The organism is Streptomyces sp. NPDC025833 (genome assembly GCF_055558055.1).
In genome coordinates this window covers 227,425-244,498 of the sequence record NZ_JBVHNF010000011.1, presented here as the reverse complement: position 1 = coordinate 244,498, position 17,074 = coordinate 227,425, and the positions used below count along the sequence as shown (strand labels likewise).

Genomic DNA, 17,074 nt, shown 5'->3' with positions numbered 1-17,074 from the left:
GCCTGGAACGCCGCACCCGGGGAACGACGCGGTCTGCCGGACGGCCGTCCCCCGATGGAGAGTTGTCCCGGAGCGGGCGGCCCGGAGACCGGGACCCAGGGGGTGCGAGACACCGGACCGCGGCCCGGCACCGCCGCGGCCGCCCGCCACCGACACCGTCTCCACCTACCGCGCAAGGGAGTCGACCATGCCGACCACGCGTCGTCCCGTCCCGCCGCCCCCTGCCGCACCCGACGGCGGGCACCGCCCCGGGACGGCGAAGCGTCCGCCGCGACAGCCGGCTCCGAGGCCGCGGCACCCGGACGGGACGCGACCGGCCGCCCGGCCCGCGACCAGACCCGGGGCGTCCCCGCGCAGGGGAGTCGAACTCGTCGCCGCGCTGCTGGGGTTCACGGTGATCACCATCGACGTCTCGGCCGTGAACATCGCGCTGCCCGCGATCCGCGACTCCCTGAGCGGCGGCATGACCGGCCTGCAGTGGGTGGTGGACGCCTACACCCTGATGTTCGCGGCGCTGGTGCTGTCCGCCGGCGCCCTGGCCGACCGGGCCGGCGCCCGCCGCGCCTACGCCTGGGGCGTCGCCCTGTTCACCCTGGCCTCCCTCGCCTGCGCGGTCGCGCCCGGCATCGGCGTCCTGATCGCGGCACGGGTGGCGCAGGGTGCCGCGGCCGCCGTCGTGATGCCGGCCTCGCTGGCGCTGGTCCGCCAGGCCTACGCGGACGCCCGGGCCCGGGCCCGCGCGATCGCGCTGTGGACGGTCGGCGGCTCGGTCGCGATGGCCGCGGGCCCGGTGCTGGGCGGGCTGCTCACCGACGCGGCCGGCTGGCGGTCGGTCTTCCTGCTGAACCTCCCGGTGGGCGCGGTGATCCTCACCCTGCTGCTGCGGGTGCCGCGCTCGCCGCGCCGGCCCGCCGCGCTGGACGCGGCTGGTCAGCTCACCGCCGTACTGGCCCTGGCGGGACTGGCGTTCGCGGTGATCGAGGGGGGCCGGCTGGGCTGGACCTCGGTCCCCGTGCTGGCCGCCGGCGCGCTCGCCGTCGCCTCCGGCTGCGTCTTCCGCGTGGTCGAGGCCCGGCAGGCCCGGCCGATGGTTCCGTTCGGGATGCTGACGGACCGCCGGGTGGCCGTCCCGCTCGCCGTGGGCTTCGCCGTCAACGCCGCCTTCTACGGCGGGATCTTCCTCCTCGGCCTGTACTACCAGCAGTTGCGCGGGATGTCGGGGATCGAGGCGGGACTGATGTTCGTGCCGATGTCGGTGGTGGTGACGGCGACCAACCTGGTCTCGCCCCGGCTGGCGGAGCGGATCGGGCCCCGATGGGTCATCGTCGTCGGGCAGTTGGTCTTCGCCGGGGCGATGGTGGCCCTGCTGCCGCTGACCGCGCACACCCCGGTGTGGCTGGTGCTGGTCCTGCTGCTGCCGCTGAGCACCGGCGGGGCGCTCGCGGTCCCGGCGTTGACCGCGCTGCTGATGGACGCCGTTCCGGCGGAGCGCGTGGGGACGGCGTCGGGGCTGCTCAACGCCCTGCGGCAGACCGGCGGGGCGTTCGCCGTCGCCCTGTTCGGAAGCCTGCTGGCCGGCGGCGGTGACGGCTTCTCGCTCCCGGGCATGCGCCTCGGACTCCTCGCCGTCGCCGTCGTCCTGCTGGTGACCGCCGCCCTCACCCGCTTCCTGCTGCCGCGCGACTGACGACCCCGCGGCGCTGCCGGGACCGCCGGACCGGAGCGGGGCCGGTGCCGACCGGGCGGGCCCCCTCGGTCCGGCGCGGGGCCGGAGGGCGGCCCCGGCCGGGCGCGTCGGCCGACCTCGTCGGCGGGACGGCGCAAGGACCGCGACGCCCCGCTCAGCGGCGGTGCGCCGGGTGCGTGGGGGAGATGGTGGCGATGGGCGCACCTATGTCCACGATCTGGTCCTCGGCGGCGGTGATGGAGGTCAGGATGCCGGTGGCGGGTGCGGGGATCTCCGCGTCGACCTTGTCCGTGGCGGCCTCCAGCAAGGGTTCGCCCTCCCGGACGAGCTGGCCGACCTGCTTGAGCCACCGGGTGATCGTCCCCTGGGTGACACCGGCACCGAGTGCGGGAAGCACCACCACGGTCCCGCCGGGCGCAGCCGGGCCGGGTGAGTCGAGCAGGGTGGGGGACCTCCTGCCGGGATCCGCGGGCCGGAGGAGGGCGAGCACCTCGCCGATGCCGGGCCGGTCCGCGGGGTCCTTGGCCAGCAGGGCGGCGACCAGCCGGTCGAGGTCCACCGGAACGTCGGGCCGTACCGAGCGCAGGCGCGGCGGCACCTCTTCCAGGTGCCGCCGCATCAGCACCCACATCTCGGTGTCGGGGAAGGGCGGCGCCCCCGCCACCAGGGCGTACAGCACACAGCCGAGCGCGTACAGGTCGCACCGCGCGTCGACGTCCTCGCCGCGCCAGTGCTCGGGCGCCATGTAGCGCGGACTGCCGATCAGCCGGCCGGTGACCGTCAGGCCGCGGGTGGCGCCCGCGGCGCGGGCGATCCCGAAGTCGCAGATCTTCAGCCGGCCGTCCGTCAGCAGGAAGAGGTTGTCCGGCTTGAGGTCGCGGTGCACCACCCCCTGGGCATGCGCGGCGGCCAGCGCGTCGGCGGCCTGCCGCGCGAGCCCGACGGCCTGCGACACGGCGAGGCCGCGCGGCGCACGGGCCAGCAGTTCCGCGAGGTCGGTGCCGCGGAGCAACTCCATGACGATGAACAGGCGGTTGTCGTGGTGCCCGACGTCGTACACCACGGTGATCCCCGGATGCTGGAGCCGCGCGCCGATGTGCGCCTCGCGCCAGAAGCGCCGGAGCGCCTCGTCCCGGGCGTCGAAGTCCAGCAGCAGCTTCAGCGCGACCGCGCGGCCGAGCCGGACGTCGTACGCCTGCCACACCTCGCCCATGCCGCCGTGGCCGAGCCGTGCGTCCAACCGGTATCTCCCGGCGAGGTGGTCTCCCGCTCGCACGGTCCCTCCTTGCGGTCGTCACCTCCGTCGTGGCACGGGTCATTGTGCCGATCGGCCGCGGCGGCGATCAACACGGTGACGAGGTCCCGTGCCCGGTCACCGGCGAGCGGCCGCACCGGCCCCGCGAGGACCACGGCACCCCGGCCGCCGCCGGGCGGATGCTCCGGGCGCACGCGGAACCGGTCCGCGGGAGCGGAGAGCGCCCGGGTGGCGCAAACACAAGGCCGCCGCGGCCTACCATCGCCGCGAGCCGGGGGATACCTCTGGGAGGGCGGCCGCCACCGGGGCCGCACACCACCCGTGGAAGGAGTCCGGCCGTGGACGGCTGGTACGTGGACGACCGCTGCACGAACTGCGACGCGGCGCGGCAGTTCGCCCCCGAGCTGATCGGCGAGGAGAACGGGAGGTCGCGGATCCTGCGCCCGCCGGCCGACGAGGCGGAGAACCGGCGGCTGCACGCCGCGGTCTTCGCCTGCCCCACCCGCTCGATCCGGCCCGCGACCGGCAGCGTGGACCGGGCACTCGACCCGTTCCCGCTGGCCCTCGACGACCGGGTGCTGATCTGCGGGCACAACTCGACGCACACCGCGGGCGCCAACTCCTACCTGCTGCTGCGGCCGTCCGGCACCCGCATCATGATCGACACGCCTCGCTGGAGCCGTGAACTGGCGGCGCGCTGCACGGCGTCGGGGCCCGTCACCGATGTGCTGCTCACCCACCGCGACCACGCCGCGCACGGCCGCCGCTACGCCGACCACTTCGGCGCCCGGCTGTGGATCCACGAGGGCGACCTCGACGCCGCGCCGGACGCGGACGAGGTGATCCGCGGCCGCGAACCGCTGGAGATCGCCGAGGGCGTCACCGTGCACCCGTTCCCCGGGCACACCCGGGGCAGCGTCCTGTGCCTGGCCGACGACCGCCACTGCTTCACCGGCGACAGCTTCTACTGGTCGCGTACGACCGGTGACCTGGAGGTCGTCGAGAGCGTCACCTGGTACTCCATCGGGGAACTGGCCGACTCCCTGGCCCGGGCCGCGGGACGGCTGCGGTTCGAGTGGGTGCTGCCGGGCCACGGGGACCGGCGCCGCCTGCCGGCCGACGAGATGTCCCGGCGGCTGCGCGGCCTCGCGGACCGCGCGCGCCGGCTGCGCCCGCGGCCGATCGACTTCACGGCCGTCCGCTGGTGAGGGGGTGGGGGCGGCGGGGCCGGGTGGGTGGCACGGTCGCGCGGGGTCACTTGAGGGCGCCGCCGGTGGCCCCGGCGGCGACGTACCGCTGGGCGGCGACGAGGAGCACCGCGGCCGGGACGGACGCCAGCACGGAGGTGGCCATGACGGCGTTCCACCGGTCGGTGTGCGCGCCGATGTACTGGTAGATGCCGACGGTGACCGGCCGGACCGCGTCCGTGGTGTTCAGGGTGAGGGCGAAGAGGAAGTCGCTCCAGGCGAAGAGGAAGGCGAAGAGCCCGGTGGTGACGAGCGCGTTGCGGCTCACCGGCAGCACCACCGACCACAGGACGCGCACCGGCCCGGCGCCGTCCACCCGTGCGGCCTCGACGATCTCGCGCGGGACGCCCCGCATGAACGCGGACAGCACGAGGATCGCGAAGGGCACCCCCGCGGTCGAGTCGGCGAGGACGAGCCCGAGGCGGGAGTTGAGCAGCCCCAGGTCGGCGTAGGCGCCGTACAGCGCGTCGGCCACGACGATGCCCGGCACCGCCTGGGTGACCAGGACGGCGAGGACCACGGCCGTGCCGCCCCGCGGGCGGAACCGGGCCAGCGCGTAGGCCGCGGGCGTGGCGAGCGCGAGGCTCAGCAGCGCGCTGCCGAGGGCCACCACGAGGCTGGTGGCGAGGCTGGGACCCTGGTCGCGCAGGGCGGTGGCGTACCCGGTGAGGTCCGGGTGGCGCGGGAACCAGTCCGCCCGCAGGGCGTCGCCCGCCGGTTGCAGCGAGAGGTTCACCATCCAGTACACCGGGAACAGCATGAGCGCGAGCAGGGCCGTCGCCGCGAGCGTGGCCGCCACTCGCCGTACGGATATGAGGGTCACGGAACCGGCCTTCAGGCGTTCGGGGCGCGGCGGTGGACGCGCAGGTGGATCAGGGCGAAGACGAGCGAGAGGACGACGAGGACGTTGCCCGTGGCGGCGCCCCGGCCGAACTCGAACTGCTGGAAGGACAGCTCGTACGACCGCGTGGCCAGGGTCTCGGTGGCGCCGGCCGGTCCGCCGCCCGTCAGCACCAGGACGAGGTCGAGGGACTTGACGGTGTAGACGGCGCCCAGGACCAGCACGACCGCGGCCACCGGCCGCAGCAGCGGCCAGGTGACATGGCGGAAGGCCGCCACCGGACCGGCGCCGTCCAGCTTCGCCGCCTCGTACAGGTGCACCGGGATGTCCTGGAGCCCGCCGTACAGGAGCGCGGTGTTGAAGGGTATCCCCACCCAGACGTTGACCAGGATCACCGACACGAGCGCCTGGGTGGTGCCGGTCAGCCACGGGACGCCGGAGGACACCAGGTGCAGCTCGCGCAGCACGCGGTCGACCACCCCCGACTCGGGCTCCAGCATCCGCTTCCAGACCGTTCCGGAGACCACGAGGGGCAGCAGCCACGGCAGCAGGAGGAGCGAGCGCAGCACACCGCCGAGCGGGAAGCCGCGCCGGAAGAACAGCGCGATGGCCAGTCCGGGCACGAACTGGCCGCACAGCGACCCGGCGGTGAACAGGACCGTGGTCAGCAGGGCCTGCCGGAACCCGTCCGAGGAGAGGACGCTCGTGTAGTTGGCCAGCCCCGCGAACGGCGCGGCACCGGTGGGATACGTCGCGGCGGAGTAGTGCCGGAAGCTCGTCACGACGTTCATGACGAGGGGCCAGCCGAAGAACAGCAGCAGATAGGCGGTGGCGGGCAGGAGGAACAGCCACCCGGTGACCCGCTCGCGGCGGGCGGCCCGGCGCGCGCCGTGCGCCCCGTCCGGCCGGGGGACGGCGGGGTCAGGAGTCGGTCGCGGTACGCTGCGCATCCCCGAGCGCTTCCTCCGGTGTCCGCTCGCCGGTCAGCGCGGCCTGGACCGCGGTGTAGAGCGCGGTCGCCGCCTGCGGCCACCGGGTCCCGAGCCGGTCGGTGCGGGCCCGGGAGCGCTCGACGCTCTCGACGAAGGCGGCCATCGAGGGGACCTGCCGGGCGTACCGGGCGGCCACCGCGGGACGCGAGGGCACCGTGAAGTACTGCCGGGCCAGGGCGAGCTGGGACGAGGAATCGTTCAGGCAGGCCAGCACCCGGGCGGCCGCCGCCTGCCGGGCCCCGGAGGGGCCGTGCGGGACCGTCCACACCTCACCGCCGAGCGGGGTGACGAGGGTCTGCCCCGGCCGGCGCACGGGGAGCGGGGCCACGCCCCAGTGCAGTCCCTCCGTCTTGTTCATCGCGGCGATCCGCCAGGGGCCGTTGACCATCATGGCCGCCCTGCCCGCGACGAACTGGTCGTGGACGTCGACCTGGGTCCAGTTCAGCGCCGACCTCGACAGGGACCCGTCCGCGGCCAGGTCCGTCCACAGCCGCAGCGCCTGCGCGGCCTGCGGGGTGTCCAGGTGCCGTTCGTCCCCGCCGTTGGACCACAGGAAGGGCAGGAACTGCCAGGCCGCCTCGAAGGTGGCGTTGGCGTCCAGAGCGATGCCGTGGCGTCCCGGCCGGGTCAACCGGGCCGCGGCCGTCCGCAGCTCGTCCCAGGTCCGCGGTACGGCGACGCCCGCCTCGGCGAGCATGTCCTTGTTGTAGAAGAGGGCGACCGTGTTGACCGTGGGCGCCAGCCCGTACACCTTGCCCTGGTAGGTGCCCGCCGACAGGATGGCGTCGGCGACGCCCCGGGAGCCGATGCCGTAGCGGTCCAGCGGTGTCAGCGCGCCGGTCTGCGCGATCCGCTGGAGATCGGCGTTGTCCAGCATCAGCAGATCGGGGAGGGTGCGCGAGGAGGCCTGCCGCAGCACCGTCGGCACGAGCGCCGACGCCGGCACGCTCCGCTGCTCGACGGTGACGCCGGCCCGCTTCCCGCAGGCCGTGAGCAGCCTTCCCCACTGGGCGTGCTCGGTGGCGTCGGTGTAGTAGTCGAGCGCGGTGACGGAGGTCACCGTGTCGTCGCCCGGCCGGCCACCGCATCCGGCGACGGCCAGGACCAGGGCGAGCGTCGCGCACAGGGCGCCGACGCGCCGCGCGGTGCGCCCGGCCGCTGAGAACATGGGGGTGCCTTCCCGAGCGTGTGGGGGTGTGGGCGGAGCGCCGGTCCCGGGCGGCGGGGCGAGACGGTCCGTACCGGAATGTTCCGATCCGAGCGGGATGCTACCGCATTCAACCGTCTACTGGATCAGCAGGTCGCCGCCCTCCCGCCCGCCGCCTCCAGGATCACCGCGGCCACGGCGCCGGGCCGGGAGCGGGGCACGGCGTGCGAACCCTCCAGCACGTACGCGTCGGCCGCCATCCGCTGGGCCATGAAGCGCTGGGCGACCGGGCTGAGCATCCGGTCGTCGGCGGCGATGGCGTACCAGGACGGCTTGCCGGCCCAGGCCGGCGCGCCCGATCCGGCGGACAGCGCGGCGCGGGCGATCGGCCGCTGCGTCACCGACAGCACGCGCGTGACGCGGGGCGGCAGGTCGGCGGCGTACACCTGCCGGAAGCGCGTGCCGCACAGGTACAGCTCGCTGCCGGGGGCGGCGGCGGTGAGCGCGGGCACGGCGGCGCTGCGGGTCGCGTTCCAGGCGGGCGTGGGGGAGAAGCGGCCGGTGACGTCCAGGACGCTCTCCCCGGCGTCGAGCGCGAAGGCCGCCACGTAGCACAGGGCCACCACGTCGTCGGCGTCGGTGGCGGCCTCCGTGACGACCGCGCCGCCGTAGCCGTGGCCGACCAGCACGACCGGCCGCCCGATCTGCCGGACGACGCCGCGCAGGTAGGCCGCGTCGTGCGCCAGGCCGCGCAGCGGATTCGCCGGGGCGCGCACCGCCAGTCCGGCGGCGTGCAGGTGCCGGATCACCCCCGTCCACGCCGAGGCGTCGGAGAACGCCCCGTGCACGAGCACGACGGTCGGCGGTACGGGGACGGGTCCGGGCACGGGGGCGACCTCCGGCTGGGTGGGGCTCCCAGCCAAGCGCACCCGGGGCCGGCGGGCATCGCGTGAACGTACCAGGTCCGGCCCGCTCAGTCGCCGGGCAGGCTCCTGACCAGGTTGGCGAGCTGGACCCGGGAGTTGACGGACAGCTTGCGGAAGGCGGACGTCAGGTGCGTGTTGACGGTGTGCGGGGAGACGACGAGCGCTTCCGCGGCCGCCCGGTTGGTGTGGCCGTCGGCGACGAGCCGGGCGACCTTCTTCTCCGAGGCCGTGAGCGCCGCCCAGCCCTGGACCGGGCGCCGCCCGCCGGGCGCCCGGCGGTCCCCGGCGCCCGGCAGGGCCCGCTGCACGCGGGCCGCGGCGGCGTCCGCGCCCGCCGCCGCGAACGCGGTACCGGCCCCGGTCAGCGCGGCCACCGCCTCGTGTTCGCGGCCCGCCGCCAGCAGCGCCCGCCCCAGGTCCGCGCGGGCCGCCGCGCGCACCAGCGGGCGCGGTCCCCGCCGGAGCAGGGCGTCCGCGCGTTCCAGCAGGACGACGTCGGCCGCGGCCAGCCCGCGGGCGTGCGCGGCGACCCCCGCGGCCGTCGGCACCGCCGGATTGCGCGCGGCGTGGGCCTCGGCCTGCGCCGCCAGGTCCTCGGCGAGAGCGCGGTCCCCGCCGCGCAGCGCCGCCCGGACCGCGGCGCCGACCCAGGTGCGCAGCAGCCGCCAGCGCAGGAACGGACCCTCCTCCTGGACCCGGTGGATCCGCTCGACGGCCAGCGGCGGGTCCCCGTCGGCGTCCGCGTGGACCGCCTCCAGGAAGCGCACCGCGGCCGTGTTGCCCGGGTTCGGTTTCGCCGCCAGCCGCTCCCGCGCCGCCGCGAGGTGCTGCCGCGCGGCCTCCCGGTCGCCGCGCAGCAGCGCGATCCGGGACCGGATCACGCGCGCGTTCACCTGCTGGACGGGCACCCGCACGTCGTCCTCCAAGCGCTCCATCGTCACGAAGTCGGCGTCGGCGTCGTCGAGCCGGCCCAGCGCCAGGTGCTGCTGCCCCTGCGCCCACAGCAGCATCGCCTCGCGGAGCCCGCCGGAGTCCTCCGCCGCCCGCGCCAGCAGCCGCCCGGCCGTCTCGAAGTCGTCCACGTGCTGGTACGCCACGATCTCTTCCGGGACGTAGGCGGAGTCGACGGCCCGGAGTGCGGTGAAACGTTCCAGCGCGGCGGCGGTCTCACCGGCGTTCAGCGCGATCTCGCCGAGCGCGGACAGCGCGCCGACGTGCGCCTGGCGGTCCCCGACGGCGACGGCGGCGCGCAGCGCCTCCTCGCCCGCCTCGCGGGCCGGGGCCAGGTCGCGCCCCCGGGACAGGGCCAGGGCGCGCAGCGCCGCCAGCCGTGCCCCGACGTCAGGGGCGGCGCCGCCGACCGCGAGCGCCGTCCCGGTCCGGCGGCCGAGCTCGTCGGCGAGGTCCATGTTCCACAGCGCCGGGCCGAGCGCCGCGTGCAGCCGGCCGAACGTCTCCAGGCGCGGCCGGCACTCCAGCAGCCGGTCCCCGGTCGACAGCGCCTCCCGGTTCCGGCCGGCCCGGGTCAGGCAGACCACCGCCTGCTCACCCACGTCGAACCAGAGCGGCCGCGCGGTCGGCACCAGCTCCAGCGCGCGCGTCGCCAGGTCCGCCGCGAGGCCCGGGGTGACCGGCAGGACGTCGTCGGCGGCCCGCCGGAGCAGGGTCACCGCCTCGTCGTCCCCGGGCCGGGCGCCCCGCAGCAGGTGCGAGACCACGTCGATCGGCTGGTGGCCGGCCACGACCAGCAGGCCCGCGGCCTCCCGGTGCAGCGCCTTGCGGGCCGAGGGCGGGATGTCCACGTACACCGCCTGGCGCAGCAGGTCGTGCCGGAACACGAGCCGGTCGCCGTCGTCGTCCAGCAGGCCCGCGCCCACCGCCTCCTCCAGGGCCGGGAGCAGGGCCACGGACGGGCTGCCGCAGAGCGCGGCGGCGTCGTGGAAGCCGAAGCTCCGCCCGAGCACCGCTCCCATCTGCAGGAAGCGCAGCGTCTCGGGCCGCAGCGACCTGAGCCTGCCGCGCACCCCCAGCACGAGCCCGGGCGGCACGGGATCGTCGAAGGCGCCGGCGCCGCGCAGCCCGGTGAGCATCTCGACCGCCAGGAACGGGTTCCCGCCCGCGCCGTCGAGCAGACCGCGCACCCGCTCGTCGACGCCGGCGCCCAGGGTGTCGCCCGCGAGCTGGCCGATGGCCGCGCCGGACAGCGGGCCCAGGGACACCGTGTGCACCGGCAGCTCACCCGCGACGGCGGGCAGGATGTCCTCGGCCGGCTCGTCGGCGCCGCGCCGACTCGTCAGCAGCCACAGCACCGGGGAGGTCCGCAGGCGCTTCGGCAACTGCTGGAGGGCGAACCTGCTCAGCGGGTCGGCCCACTGCGCGTCGTCCAGGGCGATCAGCACGGCCGCGCTGCCGGCGCGCTCCTCGATCGCCTCCGCCAGCCGTTCGACCAGCCAGATCCGCTGGTCGTGACGGCGGGCGAGATCGGCGAACGCGTCGCCGGTCAGCAGTGGCCGCTCGCCGTGCAGGACGCAGGTCGCCAGCGACGAGAGCGGCACGAGGTGGTGCAGCTCGTCGGCCTTGCCGAGGCCGACGGAGAAGCCCGCCGCCTCGGCCCGGGCGACCGCCTCGGTGAGCAGGGTCGTCTTGCCGATGCCCGGCTCCCCGCGGAGCAGCGCGAGCGCGCCGCTGCCGCTGCCGGCCACCGAGGCGATCAGGTTCCGCAGTGCGTCGAGTTCGGCCTCCCGGCCGCGCAGACCGTGCCGGGACAGCGCTTCCCCTGTCCCCGCCACCTCGGTCATCTCTGCCCGTACCTGTCCGTGTCTGTTCGCACCCGTCCGTGCCTGATCGTGCCTGTCCGTATATGCCCGTGCCCTCGCCGCGCGGGGGTCCACCGTGACAAAAACGGCAGCTCAGGGTACCTGCGAACGCCCCGGCGGCCGACCTCGGCTGCCGGGCCCTACGGCACCGGCCACAGACGGGAGCCGGGGGAGGACGGGGAGGACGACGAACGGGCCTCGTGCAGGGCGGAGTTGCGCCACTCGGCGGGGGAGACGCCGTAGGCGGCCCGGAACACCCGGCTGAAGTGGGAGGCGCTGGTGAAGCCCCAGCGGTGCGCCACCGCGGCGATCGTCGCCCCGGCCGGCTCCCGGCGGGCCAGGTCGCGCCGGCACTGCTCCAGCCGGCGCTGCTGTATCCACCGGCTGACGGTGATGTCCTCCAGCGCGAACAGCTTGTGCAGGTAGCGCACGGAGATGTGGTGGGCCCGGGCGATGGCCTCCGGGCTCAGGTCCGGGTTCGCGAGCTGCTGGTCGATGTACGCCCGGATCCGCACCAGCGTGGTCCGCGCGGCGCTCGGCGTGTCCTCGGCGCCGCGGCCCAGCCGCTCCTCGGCCAGCGTCTGCACCAGGTCCACGACGTTGCGGGCGACCAGCTCCGCCGTGCGCTGCGGGTACGTGCCCGCCGTGTCCACGAGCCGGGACAGGAACGGGGTCAGCAGCCCGCCGAGCGCCGACTCGGTGCCGAGCGGAGAGGCGGTGATCCGCCGCAGGTCCGCCTCGCCCAGGCCCAGCAGCCGGCGGGGCAGGACGAGCGACTTCGTCCGGAAGGACTCGGGCAGGGTCAGCCGCACGGGGCGCGCCGTGTCGTAGACGAAGAGCTGGCCCGGCCGCACGGCCGAGTCCCGGCCGTCCTGCTCGATGCGGCCGGCGCCCCGGCTCAGCAGCTTCACGACCACGTGGTCGCCCTCGCCGCCGTTCGCGCGGGTGCGCACGGCCCGCAGCGGGTCGCCCTCCACCATGACGACCCGCATGGGGCCCAGCACCGACGTGCGGATGGTGCCGCTGCCGATCTCGTCGGGCACGCTCATGTCGACGGCGCCGAACGTGCGGGACAGGGCCTCGCGCCAGTAGGCCCGTCTGCGGTCCGCGGGCACCGCGTCCGTGGTGTGGAGGGTGCCCGAAGACCCCGGGGTGAGCGTGGATGGACCCGGCGACATACGATCTCCGCCCTTCGGCACGTGCGGCTTACCGGCATACCGTGCCAGCGCGCCCCCGCCGCCGCATCGCGTGAATCCGCGAGATCGCGAACATGACGGGCGGGGGCCCTGCGGGCCGGGAGGCGCCGCCGACCTGCTGTGACGTCTCCCACGCGCCCTTGTCGCGGCGCGAAGGGCTCCTTAAGTTCGGGGACATGTCCCCCCAGCACCACCCCACCCCGCCCGGCGAACCGGTCGCCTTCGCCGTCGACCTCACCGCCCACGAGATGACCCGGCGGGCCCACGTCATGGCCGCGCTCGACGACGGCTGGGACCCCGCGGCGGCGGTGCGCGGGGAGGAGGAGGCGTACGACCTGCTCTACTCCGGCCTCGACGAGGAACAGCAGCGGCTGTACGACACCCTCGCCGAGGCCGGTGTCCTCCCCCTGCGCGGAGACGGCCGTGCTGCCGCTTGACCCCCAGGCGGACATCGGGCGCCGCGCCTGGGTTACCTGCCCGGCCTGCGCGGACCACCTGGACTGCGCCACGTGCGCCCAGGGCCGCCGGTGCCGGGACCACTGGCGCTACCTGCTCGGCAACACCGGCAGCCTCCTGCACCTCCAGTGCCCCTCGTGCACCCACGTCTGGGACCACGAGACCGGCTTCGGCGCCACCCGCACCCGCCGGACCCGCCCGACCGGCGGCCCGCCGCCGCGCTGACGGCGGCCGGACGCACCGCGGACGCACGGGCGGCCCGGCGCGTCGTACGACACGCCGGGCCGCCGTCGCCGGATCACCTCAGGAGCGGACCAGCGGGGTGTCCACCAGGTGCTCGGCCAGGAACCAGGCCTGGAGTTCGCCGGTGCGGATGATCTGCGAGACCAGCACGTCGTTGGTGCCGTCGTCGCCCAGCTCGGCGGTGCGGGCGGCGGCGTCGTGCGCGTCCGTCAGGATGGTCTCGTGGGCCTCCAGGAGCCGCGAGAGCATCGCGGGCACCTCCTCCACGCCGTCCGGCGGGCGCGGGATCGACGTGATCTCGGCGACGTGCCGGGCATCGCCCACGGCGACCCCGCCCAGGGTCTGGACGCGCTCGGCGAGGGTGTCGACGATCTCCAGCTGCTCACCGGCGTGCTTGTCCAGGAGCAGGTGCAACTGGTAGAAGGTCGCGCCCCGCATGATCCAGTGGTGCTTCTTGTAGAGCCCGTAGAGCATCTGCGTGTCGGCCAGGACCTTGTTCAGGCGCTGGCAGGAGTACATGCGGGCCTCGTAGGACAGGGCGACGGGGAACTGCTTGACGGTCCCGAACTCCTGGATGACGCTCCCCTTCTGGTGCAGCCACGGCTGGCTGCCCGCGGGCCGGGTCTCGGTGGTCATGGTGTTCCTCCTGGGTCATGCCGTGCTGTGCGTACGGGGCGACGCTAGGCGCGCTTCGGGCGGCCGCGTCGTCCCGGAGCGCACGCGTCGGTGCCGGTCAGCGCACCGGCGCCGGGCGGACGGATCACCCGCTGCCGGCGGTGAGCCGTTCGACGACCCGGTCCAGATCGATGTGGCGGTGCTCCGTGCCCGGCGGCACCAGCGCGTCGGCGCGGCGCAGGAAGCCCGCGACGGCGCCGCGCCGAAGCTCCAGGAGTGCCGCGCCCGAACGTCCCCGCAGCAGGACGCGCACCGCGTCCGGGCGGCACCGCCGGCGGGGCAGCACCACCACGTCCCCGGCCCCCGCCGGGCGGTGCAGGCCCCGGGCGAGGAGCGAGCGGGCGAAGACCCAGTCGACCGGGGCCGCGAGGGGGGCGCCCACGGACAGGCGGACCGCGTAGGGGTCCGCCGCGGTGTACCGCAGCTCGGCGGGGAGCGGTACCGGCCGCTCGCCGGCCACGACCACGTGGCTGCTCGTCCGGCACACGACCGGGTCTCCGTCCGCGGCACCGGCAGGTCGATGTGTCATGCCGCCCCTGTCTGCGTCTGTTCGGCCGGCCCGGCGGTCAGGTCGCCGCCGGGCCGAGGTGCTGCCGACGGTACGGCCGGTCCCGGCGGGCGGGTTGCCGTCCAGCGCACGGTCCGTTGCCCCACCGGGCATCGCGCTGGCGCCGGGGCGCGGCGGGCCGCATGTTGGGCGGGGGAACCGCGGTGGCGCCCGTGCGCGACCGCCCCCATGATGGTTGAATATAAAACAATTAATGGGCTGAGAGGTGGTCGACGATGAGCAATGTCGAGACGGAACCCGTGGAAGTGCGCTGCGGCACGGCGGTCGACGGTACGCGGCCGGCCGAGGCGGCCCGGGTGGACGTGCTGACCCCGCGCGACGTCCCCCTGGGCGGCCCGCGGGCGATGACCGTGCGGCGCACCCTGCCGCAGCGCGCCCGGACCCTGATCGGCGCCTGGTGCTTCGCCGACCACTACGGCCCCGACGACGTCGGCGAGAGCGGCGGCATGGACGTCGCCCCGCACCCGCACACCGGCCTGCAGACGGTGAGCTGGCTCTTCAGCGGGGAGATCGAGCACCGCGACAGCCTGGGCAGCCACGCCTTCGTACGGCCCGGCGAGCTGAACCTCATGACCGGCGGGCACGGCATCGCCCACTCGGAGGTCTCCACCCCGCGGACCACCGTCCTGCACGGCGTCCAGCTCTGGGTGGCGCTGCCCGAGGCGCACCGAGGCACCGCGCGGGACTTCCGGCACCACGTGCCCGAGCCGGTGACGGCCGACGGCGCCGAGATCCGGGTCTTCCTGGGCTCCCTGGCCGGAACCGCCTCCCCGGTGCCGACCTTCACCCCGCTGCTCGGCGCGGAGATCCTGCTCCGGCCGCGGGCGACGGTCACCCTCGCCGTGGACCCCGGCTTCGAGCACGGCCTCCTGGTCGACCGGGGGCCCGTACGCCTCGCCGATGCCCTCCTGGACTCCGCCGAGCTGGGGTACGTCCACCCCGGCCCCGCCACGCTGACCCTGGTCAACGAGTCGGACACCACAGCCCGGGCGGTCCTCCTCGGCGGAGCACCCTTCGAGGAGGAAATCGTCATGTGGTGGAATTTCATCGGACGCAGCCACGACGATATCGTCAAGGCGCGCGAGGAATGGCAGAATTCCAGTGATCGCTTCGGCGCTGTCGAAGGATATCCGGGGGACCGCCTCCCCGCCCCCGTCCTGCCCAACGCCACCATCAGGGCGCGCCGCAACCCGCCGCGTCACTGACCCTTTCGAAAGGCATCCGATGAACCAGCCTCCCGCCGCCCCGGTCGTCGAGCGCATAGACGCACGGCACCGTTACGAGATCCGCGTCGCCGACGAGCGGGCCGGGCTGACCGCCTACCGCGACCGTGATGACCAGCGTGTCTTCTTCCACACCGAGATCGGTGACGCCTTCGCCGGGCAGGGCCTGGCCTCCGTGCTCGTACAGGAGGCCCTCACCGACGTACGGAATTCCGGGAAGCGGATCGTGCCCGTCTGCCCCTATGTCGCCAAATTCCTGACGCGGCACGATGAATTCGCCGACCTCGTGGATCCCGTGACGCCCGAGATCCTTGAATGGCTGAACGGCCAACTGGGCTGACACCGCCGCCGTCGGGCCGGCCGCCGGAATTCCGGCGACCGGCCCGACGGCGTTTTCCCGGGCACCCGCGGCCCCAATTTCCCTCAGCCGTGGCCCGGCGCCGCCCGGTGTTCCGGCGGGCCCCGGCGGGCAGCGCGGCGGCCCCGGCGGAGCCCCCGGAGGCCGGGGGTCCGCCGGGGCCGGGCGGCTCCGCGGTGGTGGACCGGTCTCAGGCCGGCGGCCGGGTCCAGACCGCGTCGGTGGCGGACAGGCGGTGGGTCACCACCGAGGTGAGCGCCAGGAGCAGCAGGCACAGCCCCAGGGTGAGCACCAGGTGGCCGTGCAGGACGAGTCCGGCGCCGGCCAGGGCGCCGAACAGCATCACCAGCACGGACAGCACCCGGCGGCCGGGCCGCGGCGCGGCGCCGCCCGCCGGGGTGGAGTCCGCGGCCAGACCCGTGAGCGTCAGCGTCAGCACGGTGGTGGTCAGATCCGGGACGCCGAGGCGCCGGGCGACCGCGTTCTGCAGGCCCATGCCGAGCCCGAGGCACACGATCAGCGTGTACTGCACACCGGTGGTGACCCGCCCGTCCGCGGCGGCCGTGACCACGACGGCCACGGCGACCAGGACGGTCTGCGTCGCGGTGGCCGCCGTCAGCAGGCGGCCCCGGTGCGCGGCGAACCTGCTGCCGAGCCCGCCCCCGGCCAGCGCCCCGAGCAGGAACACGGCCAGCGTGACGACGGAGGCGAGCGCGGACAGGCTCTGCGCACCCCCCAGCGCGAACCCGAGGAAGACCACGTTGCCGGTCATGTTGGCGACGAAGACGTGGCCAAGGCCCAGGTAGCTCACCGCGTCGACCAGACCGGTGACCAGCGTCAGCGTCAGCAGCAGCGGGGGCAGCGGGCCGTGGCGGTCGCCCTTCGGCGGCGCCAGCGTCCGGACGGCGTCAGTCAGCAAGGTGCGCACGGGGCCCCACCTCCGCGGTCGCGGGCGTACGGTGCAGGACCAGCCGGGTCAGCAGCCCGCTGGCGGGCCCGACCACGATCGCGGCGACGGCGACCCACACGGGCCACGGGGTGATGCCGAGCGCCCCGTCGAGCGACCACCGGCCCGGCCCGGTCAGGGCCAGCGCCGCGGAGACGGTGACGAGGACCAGCGGGTACTCGTAGCCGTCGTTCTGCACCCACAGCCCCTTGGGCCGCTTGACGGTGCCCGCGACCGTCATCACCCCCATGGCGGCCATCGCCGCCAGCGGCGTGAGGAGCCCGGCGGTCAGGAACAGGCCGGCACCGATCTGGCTGGCGCCCGCGGCCACCGCGGTCAGTCTGCCTCCGCGGAAGCCGTCGTGCCGGAACTCCTCGGTTCCGCCTGCCAGGCCTTGGCCCCCGAGCCGGTGGCTCACCTTCTGCACTCCGTGTCCGGCGATGAGGAGCCCCGCCACCGCCCGGAGGACCAGCAGTCCCGTATCCATCTCTTCCTGCC

17 protein-coding genes are annotated in these 17,074 nt (G+C 75.3%); 6 read left to right on the top strand and 11 right to left on the bottom strand.

The genetic code is table 11. The features are described 5' to 3' along the window. Nucleotides 1–379 precede the first annotated feature (379 nt). On the top strand, nucleotides 380–1,687 hold the full coding sequence (locus ACZ4K2_RS21385) for an MFS transporter (protein ID WP_467475637.1): 1,308 nt from the start codon (nucleotides 380–382) through the stop codon (nucleotides 1,685–1,687). A 154-nt stretch (nucleotides 1,688–1,841) separates the two neighbouring features. On the opposite strand, the gene ACZ4K2_RS21380 is transcribed toward ACZ4K2_RS21385, so the two are convergent. After that, nucleotides 1,842–2,963, bottom strand: a complete 1,122-nt coding sequence (locus ACZ4K2_RS21380) for a protein kinase domain-containing protein (protein ID WP_467475550.1) — start codon at nucleotides 2,961–2,963, stop codon at nucleotides 1,842–1,844. A 317-nt stretch (nucleotides 2,964–3,280) separates the two neighbouring features. On the opposite strand from ACZ4K2_RS21380, the gene ACZ4K2_RS21375 reads away from it, so the two are divergent. Then, nucleotides 3,281–4,150, top strand: a complete 870-nt coding sequence (locus tag ACZ4K2_RS21375; protein ID WP_467475549.1) for a 4Fe-4S domain-containing protein — start codon at nucleotides 3,281–3,283, stop codon at nucleotides 4,148–4,150. Nucleotides 4,151–4,196: 46 nt separating this feature from the next. Here ACZ4K2_RS21375 and ACZ4K2_RS21370 read toward each other — a convergent pair whose 3' ends face one another. The 6 genes from ACZ4K2_RS21370 to ACZ4K2_RS21345 all read right to left on the bottom strand — a co-directional run bounded on the left by ACZ4K2_RS21370 (nucleotide 4,197) and on the right by ACZ4K2_RS21345 (nucleotide 12,089). Continuing rightward, entirely contained in the window at nucleotides 4,197–4,949 is a 753-nt protein-coding gene (locus ACZ4K2_RS21370; RefSeq protein ID WP_467475636.1) for a carbohydrate ABC transporter permease, read from the bottom strand. 74 nt (nucleotides 4,950–5,023) lie between these two features. Then, a complete protein-coding gene (locus ACZ4K2_RS21365; RefSeq protein WP_467475548.1) occupies nucleotides 5,024–5,980 on the bottom strand; it encodes a carbohydrate ABC transporter permease in 957 nt (318 codons plus the stop codon). Next, nucleotides 5,952–7,190: a sugar ABC transporter substrate-binding protein gene (locus ACZ4K2_RS21360; protein WP_467475547.1), complete on the bottom strand. Its 1,239-nt coding sequence runs from the start codon at nucleotides 7,188–7,190 to the stop codon at nucleotides 5,952–5,954. Before ACZ4K2_RS21360 ends, ACZ4K2_RS21365 begins: the two co-directional genes overlap by 29 nt. A gap of 125 nt (nucleotides 7,191–7,315) precedes the next feature. Next, nucleotides 7,316–8,056, bottom strand: a complete 741-nt coding sequence (locus ACZ4K2_RS21355) for an alpha/beta fold hydrolase (RefSeq protein WP_467475546.1) — start codon at nucleotides 8,054–8,056, stop codon at nucleotides 7,316–7,318. Between the two features lie 86 nt (nucleotides 8,057–8,142). After that, nucleotides 8,143–10,893, bottom strand: coding sequence for a helix-turn-helix transcriptional regulator (locus tag ACZ4K2_RS21350; RefSeq protein WP_467475545.1), 2,751 nt, complete (start codon nucleotides 10,891–10,893; stop codon nucleotides 8,143–8,145). 158 nt (nucleotides 10,894–11,051) lie between these two features. Beyond that, nucleotides 11,052–12,089, bottom strand: a complete 1,038-nt coding sequence (locus ACZ4K2_RS21345) for an AraC-like ligand-binding domain-containing protein (protein ID WP_467475544.1) — start codon at nucleotides 12,087–12,089, stop codon at nucleotides 11,052–11,054. A 194-nt stretch (nucleotides 12,090–12,283) separates the two neighbouring features. Here ACZ4K2_RS21345 and ACZ4K2_RS21340 point away from each other — a divergent pair, with 194 nt between their 5' ends. Further along, entirely contained in the window at nucleotides 12,284–12,544 is a 261-nt protein-coding gene (locus tag ACZ4K2_RS21340; protein ID WP_467475543.1) for a DUF6400 family protein, read from the top strand. Beyond that, nucleotides 12,531–12,788: a hypothetical protein gene (locus ACZ4K2_RS21335; RefSeq protein ID WP_467475542.1), complete on the top strand. Its 258-nt coding sequence runs from the start codon at nucleotides 12,531–12,533 to the stop codon at nucleotides 12,786–12,788. Before ACZ4K2_RS21340 ends, ACZ4K2_RS21335 begins: the two co-directional genes overlap by 14 nt. 78 nt (nucleotides 12,789–12,866) lie before the next feature. Here the strand turns inward: ACZ4K2_RS21335 and ACZ4K2_RS21330 are convergent, their stop codons facing one another. Together ACZ4K2_RS21330 and ACZ4K2_RS21325 are read right to left on the bottom strand one after the other, a co-directional pair. Next, nucleotides 12,867–13,442 (bottom strand): Dps family protein, encoded by a 576-nt coding sequence (locus tag ACZ4K2_RS21330; RefSeq protein WP_467475541.1) that lies wholly within the window; start codon nucleotides 13,440–13,442, stop codon nucleotides 12,867–12,869. Nucleotides 13,443–13,566: 124 nt separating this feature from the next. Then, complete coding sequence (locus ACZ4K2_RS21325; RefSeq protein WP_467475540.1) at nucleotides 13,567–14,010, bottom strand: SsgA family sporulation/cell division regulator; 444 nt, start codon at nucleotides 14,008–14,010, stop codon at nucleotides 13,567–13,569. Between the two features lie 254 nt (nucleotides 14,011–14,264). Between ACZ4K2_RS21325 and ACZ4K2_RS21320 the strand changes: the two genes are divergently transcribed. After that, nucleotides 14,265–15,254 carry a pirin family protein gene (locus ACZ4K2_RS21320; RefSeq protein WP_467475539.1) on the top strand — a complete coding sequence of 330 codons (990 nt, stop codon included), beginning with the start codon at nucleotides 14,265–14,267 and terminating at the stop codon, nucleotides 15,252–15,254. Nucleotides 15,255–15,273: 19 nt separating this feature from the next. Then, on the top strand, nucleotides 15,274–15,612 hold the full coding sequence (locus ACZ4K2_RS21315) for a GNAT family N-acetyltransferase (RefSeq protein WP_467475538.1): 339 nt from the start codon (nucleotides 15,274–15,276) through the stop codon (nucleotides 15,610–15,612). A gap of 208 nt (nucleotides 15,613–15,820) precedes the next feature. On the opposite strand, the gene ACZ4K2_RS21310 is transcribed toward ACZ4K2_RS21315, so the two are convergent. Continuing rightward, a complete protein-coding gene (locus ACZ4K2_RS21310; protein ID WP_467475537.1) occupies nucleotides 15,821–16,558 on the bottom strand; it encodes a YoaK family protein in 738 nt (245 codons plus the stop codon). Continuing rightward, complete coding sequence (locus tag ACZ4K2_RS21305; protein ID WP_467475536.1) at nucleotides 16,539–17,063, bottom strand: DoxX family protein; 525 nt, start codon at nucleotides 17,061–17,063, stop codon at nucleotides 16,539–16,541. The genes ACZ4K2_RS21310 and ACZ4K2_RS21305 overlap by 20 nt, the downstream gene beginning before the upstream one ends. Nucleotides 17,064–17,074 lie beyond the last annotated feature (11 nt).

Bases quoted from the DNA above. Each gene is read 5' to 3' on its own strand.
- ACZ4K2_RS21370 (WP_467475636.1), bottom strand. From the start codon at position 4,949: ATGCTGTTCCCGGTGTACTGGATGGTGAACCTCTCGCTGCAACCGGCG.
- ACZ4K2_RS21365 (WP_467475548.1), bottom strand. From the start codon at position 5,980: ATGCGCAGCGTACCGCGACCGACTCCTGACCCCGCCGTCCCCCGGCCG.
- ACZ4K2_RS21360 (WP_467475547.1), bottom strand. From the start codon at position 7,190: ATGTTCTCAGCGGCCGGGCGCACCGCGCGGCGCGTCGGCGCCCTGTGC.
- ACZ4K2_RS21350 (WP_467475545.1), bottom strand. From the start codon at position 10,893: ATGACCGAGGTGGCGGGGACAGGGGAAGCGCTGTCCCGGCACGGTCTG.
- ACZ4K2_RS21345 (WP_467475544.1), bottom strand. From the start codon at position 12,089: ATGTCGCCGGGTCCATCCACGCTCACCCCGGGGTCTTCGGGCACCCTC.
- ACZ4K2_RS21340 (WP_467475543.1), top strand. From the start codon at position 12,284: ATGTCCCCCCAGCACCACCCCACCCCGCCCGGCGAACCGGTCGCCTTC.
- ACZ4K2_RS21330 (WP_467475541.1), bottom strand. From the start codon at position 13,442: ATGACCACCGAGACCCGGCCCGCGGGCAGCCAGCCGTGGCTGCACCAG.
- ACZ4K2_RS21325 (WP_467475540.1), bottom strand. From the start codon at position 14,010: ATGACACATCGACCTGCCGGTGCCGCGGACGGAGACCCGGTCGTGTGC.
- ACZ4K2_RS21320 (WP_467475539.1), top strand. From the start codon at position 14,265: ATGAGCAATGTCGAGACGGAACCCGTGGAAGTGCGCTGCGGCACGGCG.
- ACZ4K2_RS21315 (WP_467475538.1), top strand. From the start codon at position 15,274: ATGAACCAGCCTCCCGCCGCCCCGGTCGTCGAGCGCATAGACGCACGG.
- ACZ4K2_RS21305 (WP_467475536.1), bottom strand. From the start codon at position 17,063: ATGGATACGGGACTGCTGGTCCTCCGGGCGGTGGCGGGGCTCCTCATC.